Here is a 14,776-nt window from a genome sequence, read left to right on the forward strand (position 1 = left end):
AACTACGGCACCAGGGACGGGAACCCGGAAGGCCAAGACGGAGAGATAAGACAATGGCAGTCAGTGCGAACCGGCTCGAACTTCTGCAGATCGCAGATGCAGTGGCGCGCGAAAAGGTCATCGACCGCGAAATCGTGCTTGCCGCGATGGCGGATGCGATCCAGAAGGCGGCGCGCTCCCGTTACGGCACGGAATCGAACATCCGCGCCGATATCAATCCGAAGACCGGTGAAATCCGCTTGCAGCGACTGCTCGAAGTCGTCGAGAAGGCAGAAGACTACTCCACGCAGATCCCGCTGGAGCTGGCCCGCGACCGCAACCCCGACGCAGTGCTTGGCGACTTCATCGCCGATCCGCTGCCGCCGATGGATTTCGGCCGTATCGCCGCTCAGTCGGCCAAGCAGGTCATCGTCCAGAAGGTGCGCGAAGCCGAGCGTGACCGGCAGTTCGACGAATTCAAGGATCGCGTCGGCGAAATCGTCAACGGCACCGTCAAGCGCGTTGAATACGGCAACGTCATCGTTGATCTCGGCCGTGGCGAAGGCATTATCCGCCGCGACGAAATGATCCCGCGTGAAAACGTCCGTTACGGCGACCGCGTTCGCGCATATGTCTATGACGTCCGCCGTGAACAGCGCGGTCCGCAGATTTTTCTCTCGCGCACCCATCCGCAGTTCATGGTCAAGCTCTTCACCATGGAAGTGCCGGAAATCTACGACGGCATCATCCAGGTCCGCTCGGTCGCCCGTGACCCGGGGTCGCGCGCCAAGATCGCTGTCATTTCGAACGATAGCTCGATCGATCCAGTCGGTGCCTGCGTCGGTATGCGCGGTTCACGCGTCCAGGCCGTCGTCGGCGAGCTTCAGGGCGAAAAGATTGACATCATCCCCTGGTCGCAGGATCCGGCGACCTTTGTCGTCAACGCGCTGCAGCCCGCTGAAGTCGCTAAGGTCGTTCTCGATGAAGATGCAGAACGCATCGAAGTCGTAGTTCCTGACGAGCAGCTGTCTCTGGCGATCGGGCGCCGCGGCCAGAATGTTCGCCTCGCCTCGCAGCTGACCGGCTGGGATATCGACATCATGACGGAAGCCGAAGAATCCGAACGCCGTCAAAAGGAATTCAACGAACGCACTAACCTCTTCATGGATGCGCTCGACGTCGATGAAATGGTCGGCCAGGTTCTGGCCTCGGAAGGCTTTGCTGCGGTTGAAGAACTCGCTTACGTCGATCTCGACGAAATTTCGTCGATCGATGGGTTCGACGAAGAGACGGCGCAGGAAATCCAGCAGCGTGCCCGCGAGTATCTCGAAAAGCTCGAAGCCGAGATGGACGAGAAGCGCAAGGCGCTCGGCGTTTCCGACGACCTTCGTCAGATCGATGGCATGACCGCGCAGATGATGGTGGCACTCGGCGAAGACGGCATCAAGACGTTGGAAGATTTCGCGGGCTGCGCGGCGGACGATCTCGTCGGCTGGACAGAGCGCAAGAACAACGAGACCAAGAAGTTCGAGGGCCTCTTCTCGAAGTTCGACGTTTCGCGCGTCGAGGCCGAACAGATGGTCGTCCAGGCGCGCATCGCCGCCGGCTGGATCACCGAGGAAGATCTTGCGAAGGACGCTGAAGTTGTCGAAGCCGACGCCGACGCTGCCGAGCAGGACGCATAATGATCGCGGAGCTGCACGCTTCTCCTGAGGATGATGATCTTGCAGGTTATGACGTGAACGGCCGCATGTGCATCGTGACGCGTGAAAGCGGATCGGTGGATGAGTTGATCCGCTTTGTCGCGGCTCCCGACGGGACAGTTGTCGCCGATCTGAAGCGTCAGCTTCCGGGGCGCGGCTGCTGGGTCAAGCTTGATCGCGCGTTGGTCGACAAGGCGGTGGCGAAGAAGTCTTTCGCCCGTGCACTGAAGGCGGATGTGAAGGTAGCTGCCGATCTGGGTGAAACCGTCGACCGGCTGCTCGCACAGCATCTGATGCAGATGATGAACATGGCGCGCAAGGCGGGCCAGTTCGTCAGCGGCTCCTCGAAAGTGGATGCCGCAGTTAGAAGCGGAGCGGCACTCGCGGTGTTCCATTCGACGGATGCCGCGGACGATGGCGTGAGAAAAATCGATCAGGCTCGCAAGGCCTGGCACCTCGGAATGGAAACCGAGGAGGAAATACCTTCCTTCCGTCTCTTCTCGGAGAGCGAAATGGAAGGCGTGATGGGCCAGAATGCTTTTATCCATGCCGCGGTGCTTGCAGGGCAGGCAGGTGAGGGTGTAGTGAAGCGCGCAAAGATGCTCGAAAAGTACCGCAGCGGCGGTCAATCCCGAGCACCAGGCGGCGCTGGCCAGCAAAAACAATGATGCGGCGACCGGCACCGGCCGGCCCATCATTGATCGAAAAGCATTTGAACGACAGGGTTTGATGACGTCATCGCTCCCTGTCCGAAGGAACGGGAACGAATGACTGATAGCAATGACGACAAGACGCTTGGAGCAAAGAAGACGCTTACCTTGAAACCATCGGGGATAAGCCAAGGTACTGTGCGCCAGGATATGGGCCGCGGTCGCACCAAGGCGGTCGTTGTCGAGACTCGCAAGCGGCGCCCGATGCGCCCTGAAGACGATCGCCCGGCAACGCCGGCGCCGGCACCGGCACCCCGCGCGGCAGAATCCGCTCCGGCGCAGGCTCCTGCGCCTCGCATCCAAAAGCCGGGCGGCCAGCCGCCGCGTCCGCAGCAGTCAGCTTCGCAGGCTCCTCGCCAGCAGGACCGCCCGCGTCCGGTTGTCTTGAATCATCTTTCGCCCGAGGAAATGGATGCCCGCCGGCGCGCGCTGGCGCTTGCCCAGGTCCGCGATGCAGAAGATGCGATCCGCCGCGCTGAAGAAGAAAAGCGCCGTGCAGCTGAAGAAGCCGTCCGTCGCGAAGCGGAGGCGGTTGAAGCAGCCCGCCGCGCAGCCGAAGAGGCCGCCCGTCCTCCTGCGCCGGCTGAGGTTCCTGCGCCAGAAGCTGCCAACGTCCAGGCAGAGGCTCCGCGCCCGGCTTCGGCCGTGCGTCCCGAGACCTCTGTGCCTACTCCTGCTCGTCCGGCTCCAGCTGGGGTGACACCGGTTGTCCGCGGCCGTCGTCCGGAAGGTGAGGAGGAAGAGCGCGCATCTCCTCGTGGGGCTCCTGCCCGTGGCAGGGTCGTTCGCCCGGAACCGGCAAAACCGGTGACGACGCGTCCGAAGACCGAAGAGGAGCGCCGCCGCGGCAAGCTGACGATCACAACGGCAAACGTCGATGACGACGGCAATGCGCGCGGCCGTTCGCTTTCCGCTATGCGTCGCCGCCAGGAGAAATTCCGCCGCAGCCAGATGCAGGAAACGCGCGAAAAGGTCATGCGCGAAGTCATCCTGCCGGAAACCATCACCATTCAGGAACTGTCGCAGCGCATGTCGGAACGTGCCGTCGACGTCATCAAGTTCCTCATGAAGGAAGGCCAGATGATGAAGCCTGGCGACGTCATCGACGCCGACCTTGCAGAACTCATCGCGGGCGAGTTCGGCCACACGGTCAAGCGTGTTTCCGAATCCGACGTCGAACTCGGCATCTTCAATGTGACGGATGACGAGGGCGAACAGGTTTCGCGTCCGCCGGTCGTCACCATCATGGGCCATGTCGACCATGGCAAGACCTCGCTGCTCGACGCCATTCGCCATGCGAACGTGGTGGCCGGGGAAGCCGGCGGGATCACCCAGCATATCGGCGCCTACCAGGTCGAGCAGAACGGTCAGAAGATTACCTTCATCGACACCCCCGGCCACGCAGCCTTTACAGCGATGCGTGCTCGTGGTGCGCAGGCGACGGACATCGCGATCCTCGTGGTTGCGGCTGACGACAGCGTGATGCCGCAGACCATCGAATCGATCAACCATGCCAAGGCGGCAGGCGTTCCGATCATCGTGGCGATCAACAAGGTCGACAAGCCGACGGCCGATCCACAGAAGGTGCGCACACAGCTTCTGCAGCACGAGGTTTTCGTGGAGTCCATGGGCGGTGAAGTGCTCGACGTCGAAGTTTCGGCGAAGAACCACACCAACCTCGACAAGCTGCTCGAGGCGATCCTGCTGCAGGCCGAAATCCTCGACCTCAAGGCCAATCCGAACCGGACGGCCGAGGGTACAGTGATCGAAGCGCAGCTCGACCGCGGCCGTGGTTCGGTCGCAACGGTCCTCGTCCAGAAGGGCACGCTGAAGCCTGGCCAGATCATCGTGGCTGGCGATGTCTGGGGACGCGTACGTGCGCTCGTTGATGACAAGAGCGAGCATGTCAAGGAAGCAGGCCCGGCCACTCCGGTCGAGGTTCTGGGTCTTTCCGGCACGCCTCAGGCGGGCGACAAGTTCGCCGTTGTCGAAAACGAAGCTCGCGCCCGCGAGATTTCCGAGTACCGCCAGCGTCTCGCCCGAGACAAGGCTGCAGCCCGCCATTCGGGTCAGCGCGGCTCGCTGGAACAGATGATGAGCCAGCTTCAGACTGCCGGCGTCAAGGAGTTCCCGCTGGTCGTCAAGGGCGACGTGCAGGGCTCGATCGAGGCGATTGCCGGTGCGCTCGACAAGCTCGGAACGGATGAAGTTCGCGCCCGCATCGTACACTCTGCGGCTGGCGGTATCACCGAGTCGGATATTTCCCTCGCGGAAGCATCCGGTGCTGCAATCATTGGCTTCAACGTTCGTGCGAATGCGCAAGCGCGTACGCTTGCCGAGCGTCAGGGCATCGAAATCCGCTACTACAACATCATCTACGACCTCGTGGATGACGTTAAGGCGGCAATGTCCGGTCTGCTCTCTCCGGAGCGGCGCGAAACATTCCTCGGCAATGCCGAGATCCTCGAGGTGTTCAACATCACGAAGGTCGGCAAGGTTGCAGGTTGCCGCGTTACCGAAGGCAAGGTCGAGCGTGGCGTCGGCGTCCGCCTCATCCGCGACAACGTCGTCATCCACGAAGGCAAGCTCAAGACGCTCAAGCGCTTCAAGGACGAAGTCTCGGAAGTGCATTCCGGCCAGGAGTGCGGTATGGCTTTCGAGAATTACGAAGACATCCGCGCAGGCGACACGATCGAATGCTTCCGCGTCGAGCACATCACCCGCACGCTCTGACGGCGCAAAACTAGAACTTGGACGGGCGCCGGATCATGAGAGGCCGGCGCCCGAACCTTTTCGGGGCAAAGAACAATGACAGCAAAACCCACAACCTCGGCACCCTCGCAGCGCATGCTGCGCGTCGGTGAGCAGGTTCGCGCCGCAATCACGCAGGTTCTCCAGCGTGGCGAAGTGCGCGATGACGTGATCGAAAAGACCGTCATTTCGATTTCTGAAGTCCGTATGTCGCCGGACCTGAAGATCGCAACGGCCTACGTGACGCCGCTCGGCGTTTCCGATCACGGCGCCATCATCGATGCGCTGAACCGCAACGCCAGATACATTCGCGGCCGTCTCGGCCCGCAACTCCGGCAGATGAAATATATGCCGGAGGTCCGTTTCCGCGACGATACGAGCTTCGATAACTACAAGAAGATCGACGAATTGCTGCGCTCGCCGGAGGTCCAGCGTGATCTCGACGACGACACTGAAGAACAATAGCAGAAGAAGCGTATGTCCAAACCACGCAAACCCAAGGGCCGCCCGGTTTCCGGCTGGCTGATCCTCGACAAGCCTGTCGATTTCGGTTCGACCGAAGCCGTTTCCAAGATCAAGTGGCTCTTCAAGGCGCAAAAATGCGGCCATGCCGGCACGCTCGATCCGCTGGCGTCTGGAATGCTGCCGATTGCGCTGGGCGATGCGACGAAGACCGTTCCCTACGTCATGGACGGCCGCAAGATCTATGAATTCACCGTGACCTGGGGCGAGGAACGCGCAACCGACGACCTCGAAGGCGAAGTGACCCGAAGCTCCGACAAGCGCCCGACAGAAAAGCAGATCCGCGATCTTCTGCCGAAACATACCGGCGTCATCAGCCAGGTGCCGCCGCAATTCTCGGCGATCAAGATCGCCGGCGAGCGCGCTTACGATCTGGCGCGCGACGGTGAGACGGTGGAGATCCCTTCCCGAGAGGTCGAGATCTTTCGCCTGACGCTGCTTGCCTGCCCGGATGAGAATACGGCACATTTCGAAGTCGAATGCGGCAAGGGTACCTATGTGCGTGCGCTCGCTCGTGATTTTGGCCGCGAGCTCGGCTGCTACGGCCATATCTCGGGGCTACGCCGGACCTTCGTGGCGCCTTTCGCCGAAGAGAGCATGGTGCCGCTCGCAAACCTTGTCGCGCTCGAAATGATCGAGGACATGGATGAGCGCCTTGCCGCGCTCGATGCCCTGCTGATCGATACCAGCGAAGCCCTGTCCTCGCTGCCGCACCTCGTGGTCAATGATGATCAGGCGCATCGCTTGAGGATGGGCAATCCCATTCTCGTGCGAGGCCGGGATGCACCAGTTGTCGAAAGCGAAGCCTATGCGACGGCGCGCGGCAAGCTTATCGCGATCGGCGAGATCGGCCAGGGAGAGTTCCGCCCGAAGCGCGTCTTCGTTTGAGGTTCGGCAACGCAGCCTTTTGGTGGCAATTGTCAATCATTCGCCTTGAGCTATGCTTCTCCTCCTTGCGGCTATAGAGGCCGCCTAGGTTGAGGAGCGGCTCATGCGCGCAGTTGCAGTCGGAATCGCGATGTTCTTTTCGGCCGTTCTCGCAAATGCCGAGCCTGCCGAACGCTGGGCGGAACTGCCCGCCTTTCTTCCCATGCCGCCAGCAAAGACAAGCGGCATGGCGCAAGTGAACGACATCAAGATGTACTATGCCGAGTACGGTGCAGGCGATCCGATCCTCTTTATCCACGGCGGCCTCGGCAGTGCGGATGTCTGGGGTCATCAGGTCGAGGATTTTGCCAAAGATCATCGGGTGATCGTCGCTGACAGCCGCGGACACGGGCGCTCGACGCGCAGCGGGCAGCCTTTCGGTTACGATCTCATGACGTCCGATTATGTTGCGCTCCTCGATTATCTGCAGCTCGACAAGGTCACGCTTGTCGGATGGTCGGATGGAGGCATTATCGGCATCGACATGGCGATGAAGCACCCCGAGAAGCTGACGCGTGTCATTGCGCAGGCAGCCAATGTGACGACTGACGGAGTGAAGCCGGACGTGATGACCAACAGGATCTTCAACGACTACATCAATGTCGCGGGCGAGGCCTACAAGAAGCTCTCGCCGACGCCGAACGAATATGACGCGTTCGTCAACCAGATTTCGGCGATGTGGATGAGCGAGCCCGCCTGGACTGCTGCCGACCTCGGCAAGATCGCCGTGCCCGTCACTCTGGCAATCGGCGATCACGACGAAGCGATCAAGTTCGATCACACCGAGAGGATGGCGAAGCAGATTCCCGGCGCCAAGCTCGTCATTCTGAAGGATGCCAGCCATTTTGCGATGCTGCAGGACCCCGAAGGGTACAATGCGATGATACGTGACGCGATGGCGGGTAAGTGATAAATCCGCCATCTGGCGCGGGGCCCTTTCCATCGCGGCTCATTTGGTTTATAGGCAGCGCCAGCATCGGGCAGGACCTGAGTGCATTCGCGGCCGAAGCTGGACGGCATCCCGGCTTTTGGCGACCTAATCTCCTCTCATAGAAAGGAACATCCGATGTCGATTACAGCTGAGCGCAAGACGGCTCTCATCAAGGAATACGCAACGTTCGAAGGCGACACCGGTTCTCCGGAAGTTCAGGTTGCGATCCTGACCGAGCGTATCAACAACCTGACGGAACACTTCAAGGGTCACAAGAAGGATAACCATTCCCGCCGTGGCCTCCTGACGATGGTTTCGAGCCGCCGCTCGCTTCTTGACTATCTCAAGAAGAAGAACGAAGGCCGTTACACCAAGCTGATCGGCAGCCTGGGTATCCGCCGCTAAGGCTTTCCGGCGGACGCTCCTCTTGGACGTTCGCCGGATTCTTTCGGGAAATATTCTCCCGATCCCGCTGTGCATTTTGAAGCGCGGCGGAATTGCCCGGCAGACCCGGATGGGCCGGATCTGCCAAACCAACCGTTGACCTGTCATGGGGCAGGATTGCCGGACGCTTTCGGCCAAAGTTTCAGACACTTTGGCCTAGCTTCCTCGGAAGCTGAGATGCAAAGCCTCCCGTTGTCTTGCCCATGATGCGTCACACTGATTGCGGTTGACGCGCGCCGAGCCTCATTGGCGAAGGCGCGTAATCCCGCATTGAAGGACAAGACACATGTTTGACACTCACACCGTGGAAATCGAGTGGGCAGGCCGCCCGCTGAAGCTCGAAACCGGCAAGATCGCCCGTCAGGCCGATGGCGCCGTTCTCGCGACCTACGGCGAAACCGTAGTTCTCGCCACCGTCGTTTCCGCCAAGGCGCCGAAGCCGGGCCAGGACTTCTTTCCGCTGACCGTCAACTACCAGGAAAAAACCTACGCAGCCGGCAAGATTCCTGGCGGCTATTTCAAGCGCGAAGGCCGCCCGAGCGAAAACGAAACCCTCGTTTCCCGCCTGATTGACCGCCCGATTCGCCCGCTCTTCCCAGAGGGCTACAAGAACGACACGCAGGTCGTCGTCACCGTCGTCCAGCATGACCTGGAGAACAATCCGGACGTCCTGTCGATGATCGCGACCTCGGCTGCCCTGACGCTCTCCGGCGTTCCCTTTATGGGTCCGGTCGGCGGCGCGCGCGTCGGCTATATCAACGGCGAATACGTCCTCAACCCGCATCTCGACGAGATGGACGAATCGAGCCTCGATCTCATTGTCGCCGGTACGCATGACGCGGTTCTGATGGTGGAATCTGAAGCCAAGGAACTTCCGGAAGACGTCATGCTTGGCGCCGTCATGTTCGGCCACAGGGGCTTCCAGCCGGTTCTCGAAGCGATCATCAAGCTCGCGGAAGTGGCAGCCAAGGAACCGCGCGACTTCCAGCCGGAAGACTACTCCGAACTCGAAGCCGAAATGCTTCAGCATTTCGAAGCGGAGCTTCGCGAAGCCTACAAGATCACTCAGAAGGCCGACCGCTACGCTGCCGTTGATGCCGTCAAGGCAAAGGTGAAGGAACGCTTCCTTCCTGAGGAAGGCGAAGCCAAATATACAGCTGAAGAAGTCGGTGCGATCTTCAAGCACCTGCAGGCAAAGATCGTTCGCTGGAACATTCTTGACACCAAGAGCCGTATCGACGGCCGTGATCTCGAGACCGTTCGCCCGATCGTCGCTGAAGTCGGTCTCCTGCCGCGCACGCACGGTTCGGCCCTCTTCACCCGCGGTGAAACGCAGGCGATCGTCGTTGCCACGCTCGGCACCGGCGAAGACGAGCAGTATGTCGATTCCTTGACGGGAATGTACAAGGAAAATTTCATGCTGCACTACAACTTCCCGCCCTACTCGGTCGGTGAAACGGGTCGCATGGGTTCTCCGGGCCGCCGCGAAATCGGTCACGGCAAGCTCGCATGGCGCGCCATCCACCCGATGCTGCCCTCGGCTGAGCAGTTCCCCTATACGCTCCGCGTTGTCTCGGAAATCACCGAGTCCAACGGCTCCTCCTCGATGGCAACCGTCTGCGGCACGTCGTTGGCGCTGATGGATGCAGGCGTCCCGCTGGCAAAGCCGGTCGCCGGTATCGCCATGGGCCTGATCAAGGAAGAAGCGCGTTTCGCCGTTCTGTCCGACATCCTCGGCGACGAGGACCACCTCGGCGACATGGACTTCAAGGTTGCTGGCACGGAGGCAGGCATCACCTCGCTGCAGATGGACATCAAGATCCACGGCATCACCGAAGAGATCATGCAGATCGCTTTGGATCAGGCGAAGGGTGGCCGACTGCACATCCTCGGCGAAATGGCGAAGGCGATCTCCGAAAGCCGCGGCCAGCTCGGCGAATTTGCACCTCGCATCGAAGTCATGAACATTCCGGTCGACAAGATTCGTGAAGTCATCGGCTCGGGCGGCAAGATCATTCGCGAGATCGTCGAAAAGACCGGCGCGAAGATCAACATTGAAGACGACGGCACCGTCAAGATCGCATCGTCTTCCGGCAAGGAAATCGAAGCGGCCCGCAAGTGGATCCACTCGATCGTCGCAGAACCGGAAATCGGTCAGATCTATGAAGGCACGGTCGTCAAGACCGCCGACTTCGGCGCCTTCGTCAACTTCTTCGGTGCCCGTGACGGCCTCGTCCACATCTCGCAGCTTGCTTCTGAGCGCGTCGCGAAGACGCAGGATGTTGTCAAGGAAGGCCAGAAGGTCTGGGTCAAGCTCCTCGGCTTCGACGAGCGCGGCAAGGTCCGCCTGTCGATGAAGGTCGTCGACCAGACGACCGGCCAGGAACTCCCGGCTGGCGAAAAGAAGAAGGAAGAAGCGGCCGAGTAAGCCGCGCCTTTCCAACCGTACATGGGCGCGGGAGTTTTCCCGCGCCCTTTTTGTATTCGAAGTCGAGAAGAGATTATGAGTCGCGAAACGCTGAAGACCCTGTTCCACCCCTTTGTGAGCGGTACCATCGAGGCGCCGCGCGAGGGTGAGCGCGTGCTGTTCCTGGGGGCCGAAGCCGGCTTTGTGCTGCCGGAGGGCTTTGGAGCATCCCTCAGCGCCGTGCAGGGCTTCCGGCCGCTCTACAGGCAGCTTCTGTCGCAGCGCGTCGAAGCGTCGCCGGAGATCGAAGGCGAGGGTTATGATGCGGCACTCATGCTCTGCACGAAGCACAAAGGCGAGAACGAAGCGAATATCGCAGCCGCACTTTCCCGCGTGAAGGCGGGCGGCCTGATCGTCGTCGCCGGCGGCAAGGAAGACGGCATCCAGCCGCTGCGCAAGCGTATGGAAGGTTTCGGCCTCGAGATCGAGCATATGCCCAAATATCATGGCGTTGCCTTCTGGTTCGCATGCCCGACGGACGTCAGTGAAATTGTTTCGAAATTCGCCAAGGCGCCGGTACGCGTCGACGGCCGCTTCCAGGCCCGCGCCGGCATGTTCTCGCATGACCGCATCGACGACGGATCCGAACTGCTCGCCTCGCGCTTGCCGACAGACTTCACCGGCGACGTGGCCGATTTCGGTGCCGGCTGGGGTTATCTCGCCGTGGAACAGGCCGAACGTTCGCCAGGCGTCAGCCGCCTTGATCTATATGAAGCCAACCACGCCGCTCTCGAAGCGGCTAAGGCCAATCTGGCGGAGAACTGCCCGAACGCGCCGGCGCGCTTCTTCTGGCACGATCTGGCGGCTGAACCGGTCAAGGACAAGTACGATTTGATCATCATGAACCCACCCTTCCATGAAGGACACGCGGCGGAGCCTTCGCTCGGCCAGGCGATGATCAAGACGGCGGCATCGGCGCTACGCGGTGGCGGCCGCCTGATGCTCGTCGCCAATCGCGGCCTGCCTTACGAGCCGGTGCTCGCTGCAAACTTCAAGGAAAGCGGCGAAACCTGCCGCAACGCGCGCTTCAAGGTGCTCTGGGCGAAGAAATAAGAAAGGCGGCCAGTGGTAACTTTTTCATTTTCGTCAATCTGATTGTAGTCGCTCGGCGACGCCGCAGATCGTCGATTTGGTTGCCCAGCCGGATCAACCCGCTGCATTTTCCTACGGCGGTTCCTACAGTTTCCGGTAGTGGACGGCGAATCGTCTTTGGCCTATCGATGGACCCTTGCGATCGTCCCTGGAACATCTGCCGGAAGAAAAGCAGCGCGAGCTTGCCCGCGTCGTTGCGATCATCCATGAGGAGTTCGCCGATGCGCTGTCAGGGACGTCTGCCGCCTTCAAGAAGCGCGGCCGGATCTTAAAGATTCTGCTTTTTGGTTCGTATTGCCGCGGCACCTGGGTCGACGAGCCGCACACGATGAAGGGCTACCGCTCCGACTACGATATCCTCGTCATCGTCAATTCCAAGCAGCTGGCCGAGCCACAGTATTGGGAGAAAGCGACCGACCGGCTGCTATGGGACAAGCAGGTCAAAACCCCGGTCGGGCTGATCGTCCATGGCGCCAGGGAGGTGAACAACTTCCTGGCCGATGGCCAGTATTTCTTCGTCGACATCCTGCGCGAGGGCATCGTGCTCTACGAGCTCGACGACCGACCGCTGGCCGAACCGAGGAAGCTCCACGCCGTCGACGCGTATAGGGTGGCGAAGGAGCATTTCGAGAGGCAGTTTGCGAGCGCTGAATATTTTTGCCAGTTAGCTCGATATGCGATCTCGGATAACAAGCCCAATCATGCGGCTTTCAATTTCCATCAGGCGGTTGAAACTGCCTATTCCTGCTTGCTCCTCACGTTAACCAACTACAGTCCGCCGTCGCACAATCTAAAATTCCTGCGCGGGCTGGCTGAAGATCAGGACCGTCGGCTCATCGACGCATGGCCGCGCGACCAGCACCGCTATGCCGCCTGGTACAACGTCCTCAACGAAGCCTATGTCAAGGCCCGATACTCGAAGCACTTCGAGATCACCGAAGAAGCGCTTGGCTGGCTGCTTGAGCGGACAGAACACTTGCACCAGATTGTCGCGGCGATTTGTAAGGAGCGCCTTTCGGAATTGGAGCGGGCAAGCGGCGGCAAGTGACGGCTTTCCGAACTTTATCCAGTAACTGAGCAGATACCCGCTGTGGCCGTTTCGCTGCTAGAAAACCGGTGGCCCTGCCACCTTGGAGCAACAGGCGTCGCTGGCGATTAATCTGCCTCGCTTACTCTACATCTGCCTTGCGCAGCGTATCCAGCGTCGGCATCGAGGTTATGTTGTAGCCAGCGTCCACAAAATGGATTTCGCCGGTCACGCCTGCGGACAGGTCGGAGAGCAGATAGAGGGCGGAATTGCCGACGTGATCAATGCTGACCGTCTTGCGGAGGGGAGCATTCCGCTGGTTCCACGACAGGATTGCACGGGCATCCGAAATGCCGGCGCCGGCCAGCGTGCGGATCGGGCCTGCGGAGATGGCATTGACGCGGATGCCGCGCGGACCGTAGTCGGCGGCGAGATAGCGCACGGACGCCTCCAGAGCCGCCTTTGCGACCCCCATGACGTTGTAGTTCGGGATGACGCGTGTGGAACCGTTATAGGTCAGCGTCAGCATCGAGCCGCCTTCGTTCATCAATGGTGCGCAGCGTCTGGCGATTTCCGTGAAGGAGAAGCAGGAGATCACCATCGTGCGGCTGAAGTTTTCGCGCGTGGTGTCCGCGTAAAGGCCCTTCAGCTCGTTCTTGTCGGAAAAACCGATGGCATGAACGATGAAATCCAGTTTGCCCCAACGCTCCTTGAGTGCGTCGACAACGCCGTCGACCGAGGCGATGTCTTCGACGTCGCAGGGTACGACGAAATCCGAGCCGGCTTCAGCAGCGAGCGGTTTCACGCGCTTACCAAGCGCCTCTCCCTGATAAGTGAAGGCAAGCTCGGCGCCTTGGGCTGCAAGCGCCCTTGATATGCCCCAGGCGATAGAATGGTTGTTGGCGACGCCCATGATGAGCCCGCGCTTACCCTGCATGATTGCCGTCATGTTCTTATCCGTTATAGCGCTGGAAAACGAGCGTCGCGTTGGTGCCACCGAAGCCGAAGGAGTTGGACAGGGCGATGTCGATCTTGGCATTGTCGATGCGCTTGCGGACGATCGGCACGCCATCGAATTCAGGATCGACTTCCTTGATATGGGCGCTTTCGCCGATGAAGCCTTCCTGCATCATTAGGATCGAATAGATCGACTCCTGGACACCGGCAGCACCGAGAGAATGGCCCGTCAGCGATTTGGTCGACTGGATATGAGGCATCTTGTCGCCGAAGACCTCCCGGATCGCGCCGATTTCCTTGCTGTCGCCTACTGGCGTAGAGGTGCCGTGGGTGTTGATGTAGTCGATATCACCCTTCACCGTCGCGAGTGCCTGACGCATGCAGCGCACAGCGCCCTCGCCAGAGGGAGCGACCATGTCGTAACCGTCGGAGGTCGCGCCGTAGCCGACGATCTCAGCGTAGATCTTCGCGCCGCGCGCCTTGGCATGCTCCAGTTCTTCGAGTACGAGAACGCCTGCACCACCGGCGATGACGAAGCCGTCACGGTTGACGTCGTAGGCGCGAGAAGCCTTCTCCGGCGTGTCGTTGAACCTGGAGGACATCGCGCCCATCGCGTCGAAAAGGTTGGACATTGTCCAGTCGAGGTCTTCGTGGCCGCCAGCGAACATCACGTCCTGCTTGCCCCACTGGATCATTTCCGCGGCATTGCCGATGCAGTGTGCAGAGGTCGAGCAGGCCGACGAGATCGAGTAGTTGACGCCATGGATCTTGAACCACGTCGCAAGCGTTGCCGATGCCGTCGAAGACATAGCCTTCGGCACGGCGAACGGGCCGATGCGCTTCGGGCTGTTGTTCTTGATGGTGATCTCGGCGGCTTCGACCAGCGTGCGCGTGGACGGGCCGCCCGAGCCCATGATGATGCCGGTGCGTTCGTTGCCGCTGATCACGGACTCTTCGAGACCGGAATCGGCAATCGCCTGCTTCATCGCGACATGGTTCCAGGCGCCGCCCTGCGACAGGAAGCGCATGGCGCGGCGATCGACCAGATCGGTCGGATCGAGGCTGGGACGACCCCAAACCTGGCACTTGAAGCCATGCTCGGCAAAATCGTTGGAGAAGGAAATGCCGGACTTGGCATCGCGCAGCGAGGCCGTGACCTCAGCGGCATCATTGCCGATCGAGGAAACAACGCCCAGACCCGTGACAACTACCCGTCTCATGTGTTTCGACCTTTTCGTTTTTTCTATCTTGGAATACCGGGCCGTT

General features: G+C 60.5%; 12 protein-coding genes. 10 read left to right on the forward strand and 2 right to left on the reverse strand.

Translation table 11 applies throughout. From position 1 onward, the window contains the following. The first annotated feature begins 53 nt into the window (after positions 1 to 53). The 10 genes from nusA (at position 54) to N2599_RS18990 (ending at position 12,574) form a co-directional block, all read left to right on the forward strand. Positions 54 to 1,664 (forward strand): transcription termination factor NusA, encoded by a 1,611-nt coding sequence (gene nusA, locus N2599_RS18945; protein ID WP_027513575.1) that lies wholly within the window; start codon positions 54 to 56, stop codon positions 1,662 to 1,664. After that, positions 1,664 to 2,350 (forward strand): RNA-binding protein, encoded by a 687-nt coding sequence (locus N2599_RS18950; protein ID WP_037144073.1) that lies wholly within the window; start codon positions 1,664 to 1,666, stop codon positions 2,348 to 2,350. Before nusA ends, N2599_RS18950 begins: the two co-directional genes overlap by 1 nt. A gap of 99 nt (positions 2,351 to 2,449) precedes the next feature. Then, positions 2,450 to 5,125, forward strand: coding sequence for a translation initiation factor IF-2 (gene infB, locus N2599_RS18955; protein WP_027513573.1), 2,676 nt, complete (start codon positions 2,450 to 2,452; stop codon positions 5,123 to 5,125). Between the two features lie 75 nt (positions 5,126 to 5,200). Continuing rightward, positions 5,201 to 5,608 (forward strand): 30S ribosome-binding factor RbfA, encoded by a 408-nt coding sequence (gene rbfA, locus N2599_RS18960; RefSeq protein ID WP_027513572.1) that lies wholly within the window; start codon positions 5,201 to 5,203, stop codon positions 5,606 to 5,608. Between the two features lie 12 nt (positions 5,609 to 5,620). Further along, positions 5,621 to 6,553: a tRNA pseudouridine(55) synthase TruB gene (gene truB, locus N2599_RS18965; protein ID WP_027513571.1), complete on the forward strand. Its 933-nt coding sequence runs from the start codon at positions 5,621 to 5,623 to the stop codon at positions 6,551 to 6,553. A gap of 103 nt (positions 6,554 to 6,656) precedes the next feature. Further along, the gene (locus N2599_RS18970) at positions 6,657 to 7,502 is read left to right on the forward strand and encodes an alpha/beta fold hydrolase (protein WP_027513570.1); all 846 of its coding nucleotides are present in this window, start codon (positions 6,657 to 6,659) and stop codon (positions 7,500 to 7,502) included. A 156-nt stretch (positions 7,503 to 7,658) separates the two neighbouring features. After that, a complete protein-coding gene (gene rpsO / locus N2599_RS18975; protein WP_027513569.1) occupies positions 7,659 to 7,928 on the forward strand; it encodes a 30S ribosomal protein S15 in 270 nt (89 codons plus the stop codon). Between the two features lie 325 nt (positions 7,929 to 8,253). Further along, the gene (pnp, locus tag N2599_RS18980) at positions 8,254 to 10,395 is read left to right on the forward strand and encodes a polyribonucleotide nucleotidyltransferase (RefSeq protein ID WP_027513568.1); all 2,142 of its coding nucleotides are present in this window, start codon (positions 8,254 to 8,256) and stop codon (positions 10,393 to 10,395) included. 75 nt (positions 10,396 to 10,470) lie between these two features. Next, entirely contained in the window at positions 10,471 to 11,487 is a 1,017-nt protein-coding gene (locus N2599_RS18985; protein WP_027513567.1) for a class I SAM-dependent methyltransferase, read from the forward strand. A gap of 175 nt (positions 11,488 to 11,662) precedes the next feature. Then, on the forward strand, positions 11,663 to 12,574 hold the full coding sequence (locus N2599_RS18990) for a nucleotidyltransferase and HEPN domain-containing protein (RefSeq protein ID WP_100770670.1): 912 nt from the start codon (positions 11,663 to 11,665) through the stop codon (positions 12,572 to 12,574). A 121-nt stretch (positions 12,575 to 12,695) separates the two neighbouring features. On the opposite strand, the gene fabI is transcribed toward N2599_RS18990, so the two are convergent. Beyond that, entirely contained in the window at positions 12,696 to 13,502 is an 807-nt protein-coding gene (gene fabI, locus N2599_RS18995; RefSeq protein ID WP_027510461.1) for an enoyl-ACP reductase FabI, read from the reverse strand. A 4-nt stretch (positions 13,503 to 13,506) separates the two neighbouring features. Then, positions 13,507 to 14,730 carry a beta-ketoacyl-ACP synthase I gene (gene fabB / locus N2599_RS19000; RefSeq protein WP_027510462.1) on the reverse strand — a complete coding sequence of 408 codons (1,224 nt, stop codon included), beginning with the start codon at positions 14,728 to 14,730 and terminating at the stop codon, positions 13,507 to 13,509. Between the last annotated feature and the right edge of the window lie 46 nt (positions 14,731 to 14,776).

It is taken from the genome of Rhizobium sullae (assembly GCF_025200715.1).
GTDB lineage: Bacteria > Pseudomonadota > Alphaproteobacteria > Rhizobiales > Rhizobiaceae > Rhizobium > Rhizobium sullae.

Excerpts from the sequence above, each read along its gene's own strand:
- nusA (WP_027513575.1), top strand. The coding sequence starts at position 54 with ATGGCAGTCAGTGCGAACCGGCTCGAACTTCTGCAGATCGCAGATGCA.
- N2599_RS18950 (WP_037144073.1), top strand. The coding sequence starts at position 1,664 with ATGATCGCGGAGCTGCACGCTTCTCCTGAGGATGATGATCTTGCAGGT.
- infB (WP_027513573.1), top strand. The coding sequence starts at position 2,450 with ATGACTGATAGCAATGACGACAAGACGCTTGGAGCAAAGAAGACGCTT.
- rbfA (WP_027513572.1), top strand. The coding sequence starts at position 5,201 with ATGACAGCAAAACCCACAACCTCGGCACCCTCGCAGCGCATGCTGCGC.
- truB (WP_027513571.1), top strand. The coding sequence starts at position 5,621 with ATGTCCAAACCACGCAAACCCAAGGGCCGCCCGGTTTCCGGCTGGCTG.
- N2599_RS18970 (WP_027513570.1), top strand. The coding sequence starts at position 6,657 with ATGCGCGCAGTTGCAGTCGGAATCGCGATGTTCTTTTCGGCCGTTCTC.
- rpsO (WP_027513569.1), top strand. The coding sequence starts at position 7,659 with ATGTCGATTACAGCTGAGCGCAAGACGGCTCTCATCAAGGAATACGCA.
- pnp (WP_027513568.1), top strand. The coding sequence starts at position 8,254 with ATGTTTGACACTCACACCGTGGAAATCGAGTGGGCAGGCCGCCCGCTG.
- N2599_RS18985 (WP_027513567.1), top strand. The coding sequence starts at position 10,471 with ATGAGTCGCGAAACGCTGAAGACCCTGTTCCACCCCTTTGTGAGCGGT.
- fabI (WP_027510461.1), bottom strand. The coding sequence starts at position 13,502 with ATGACGGCAATCATGCAGGGTAAGCGCGGGCTCATCATGGGCGTCGCC.
- fabB (WP_027510462.1), bottom strand. The coding sequence starts at position 14,730 with ATGAGACGGGTAGTTGTCACGGGTCTGGGCGTTGTTTCCTCGATCGGC.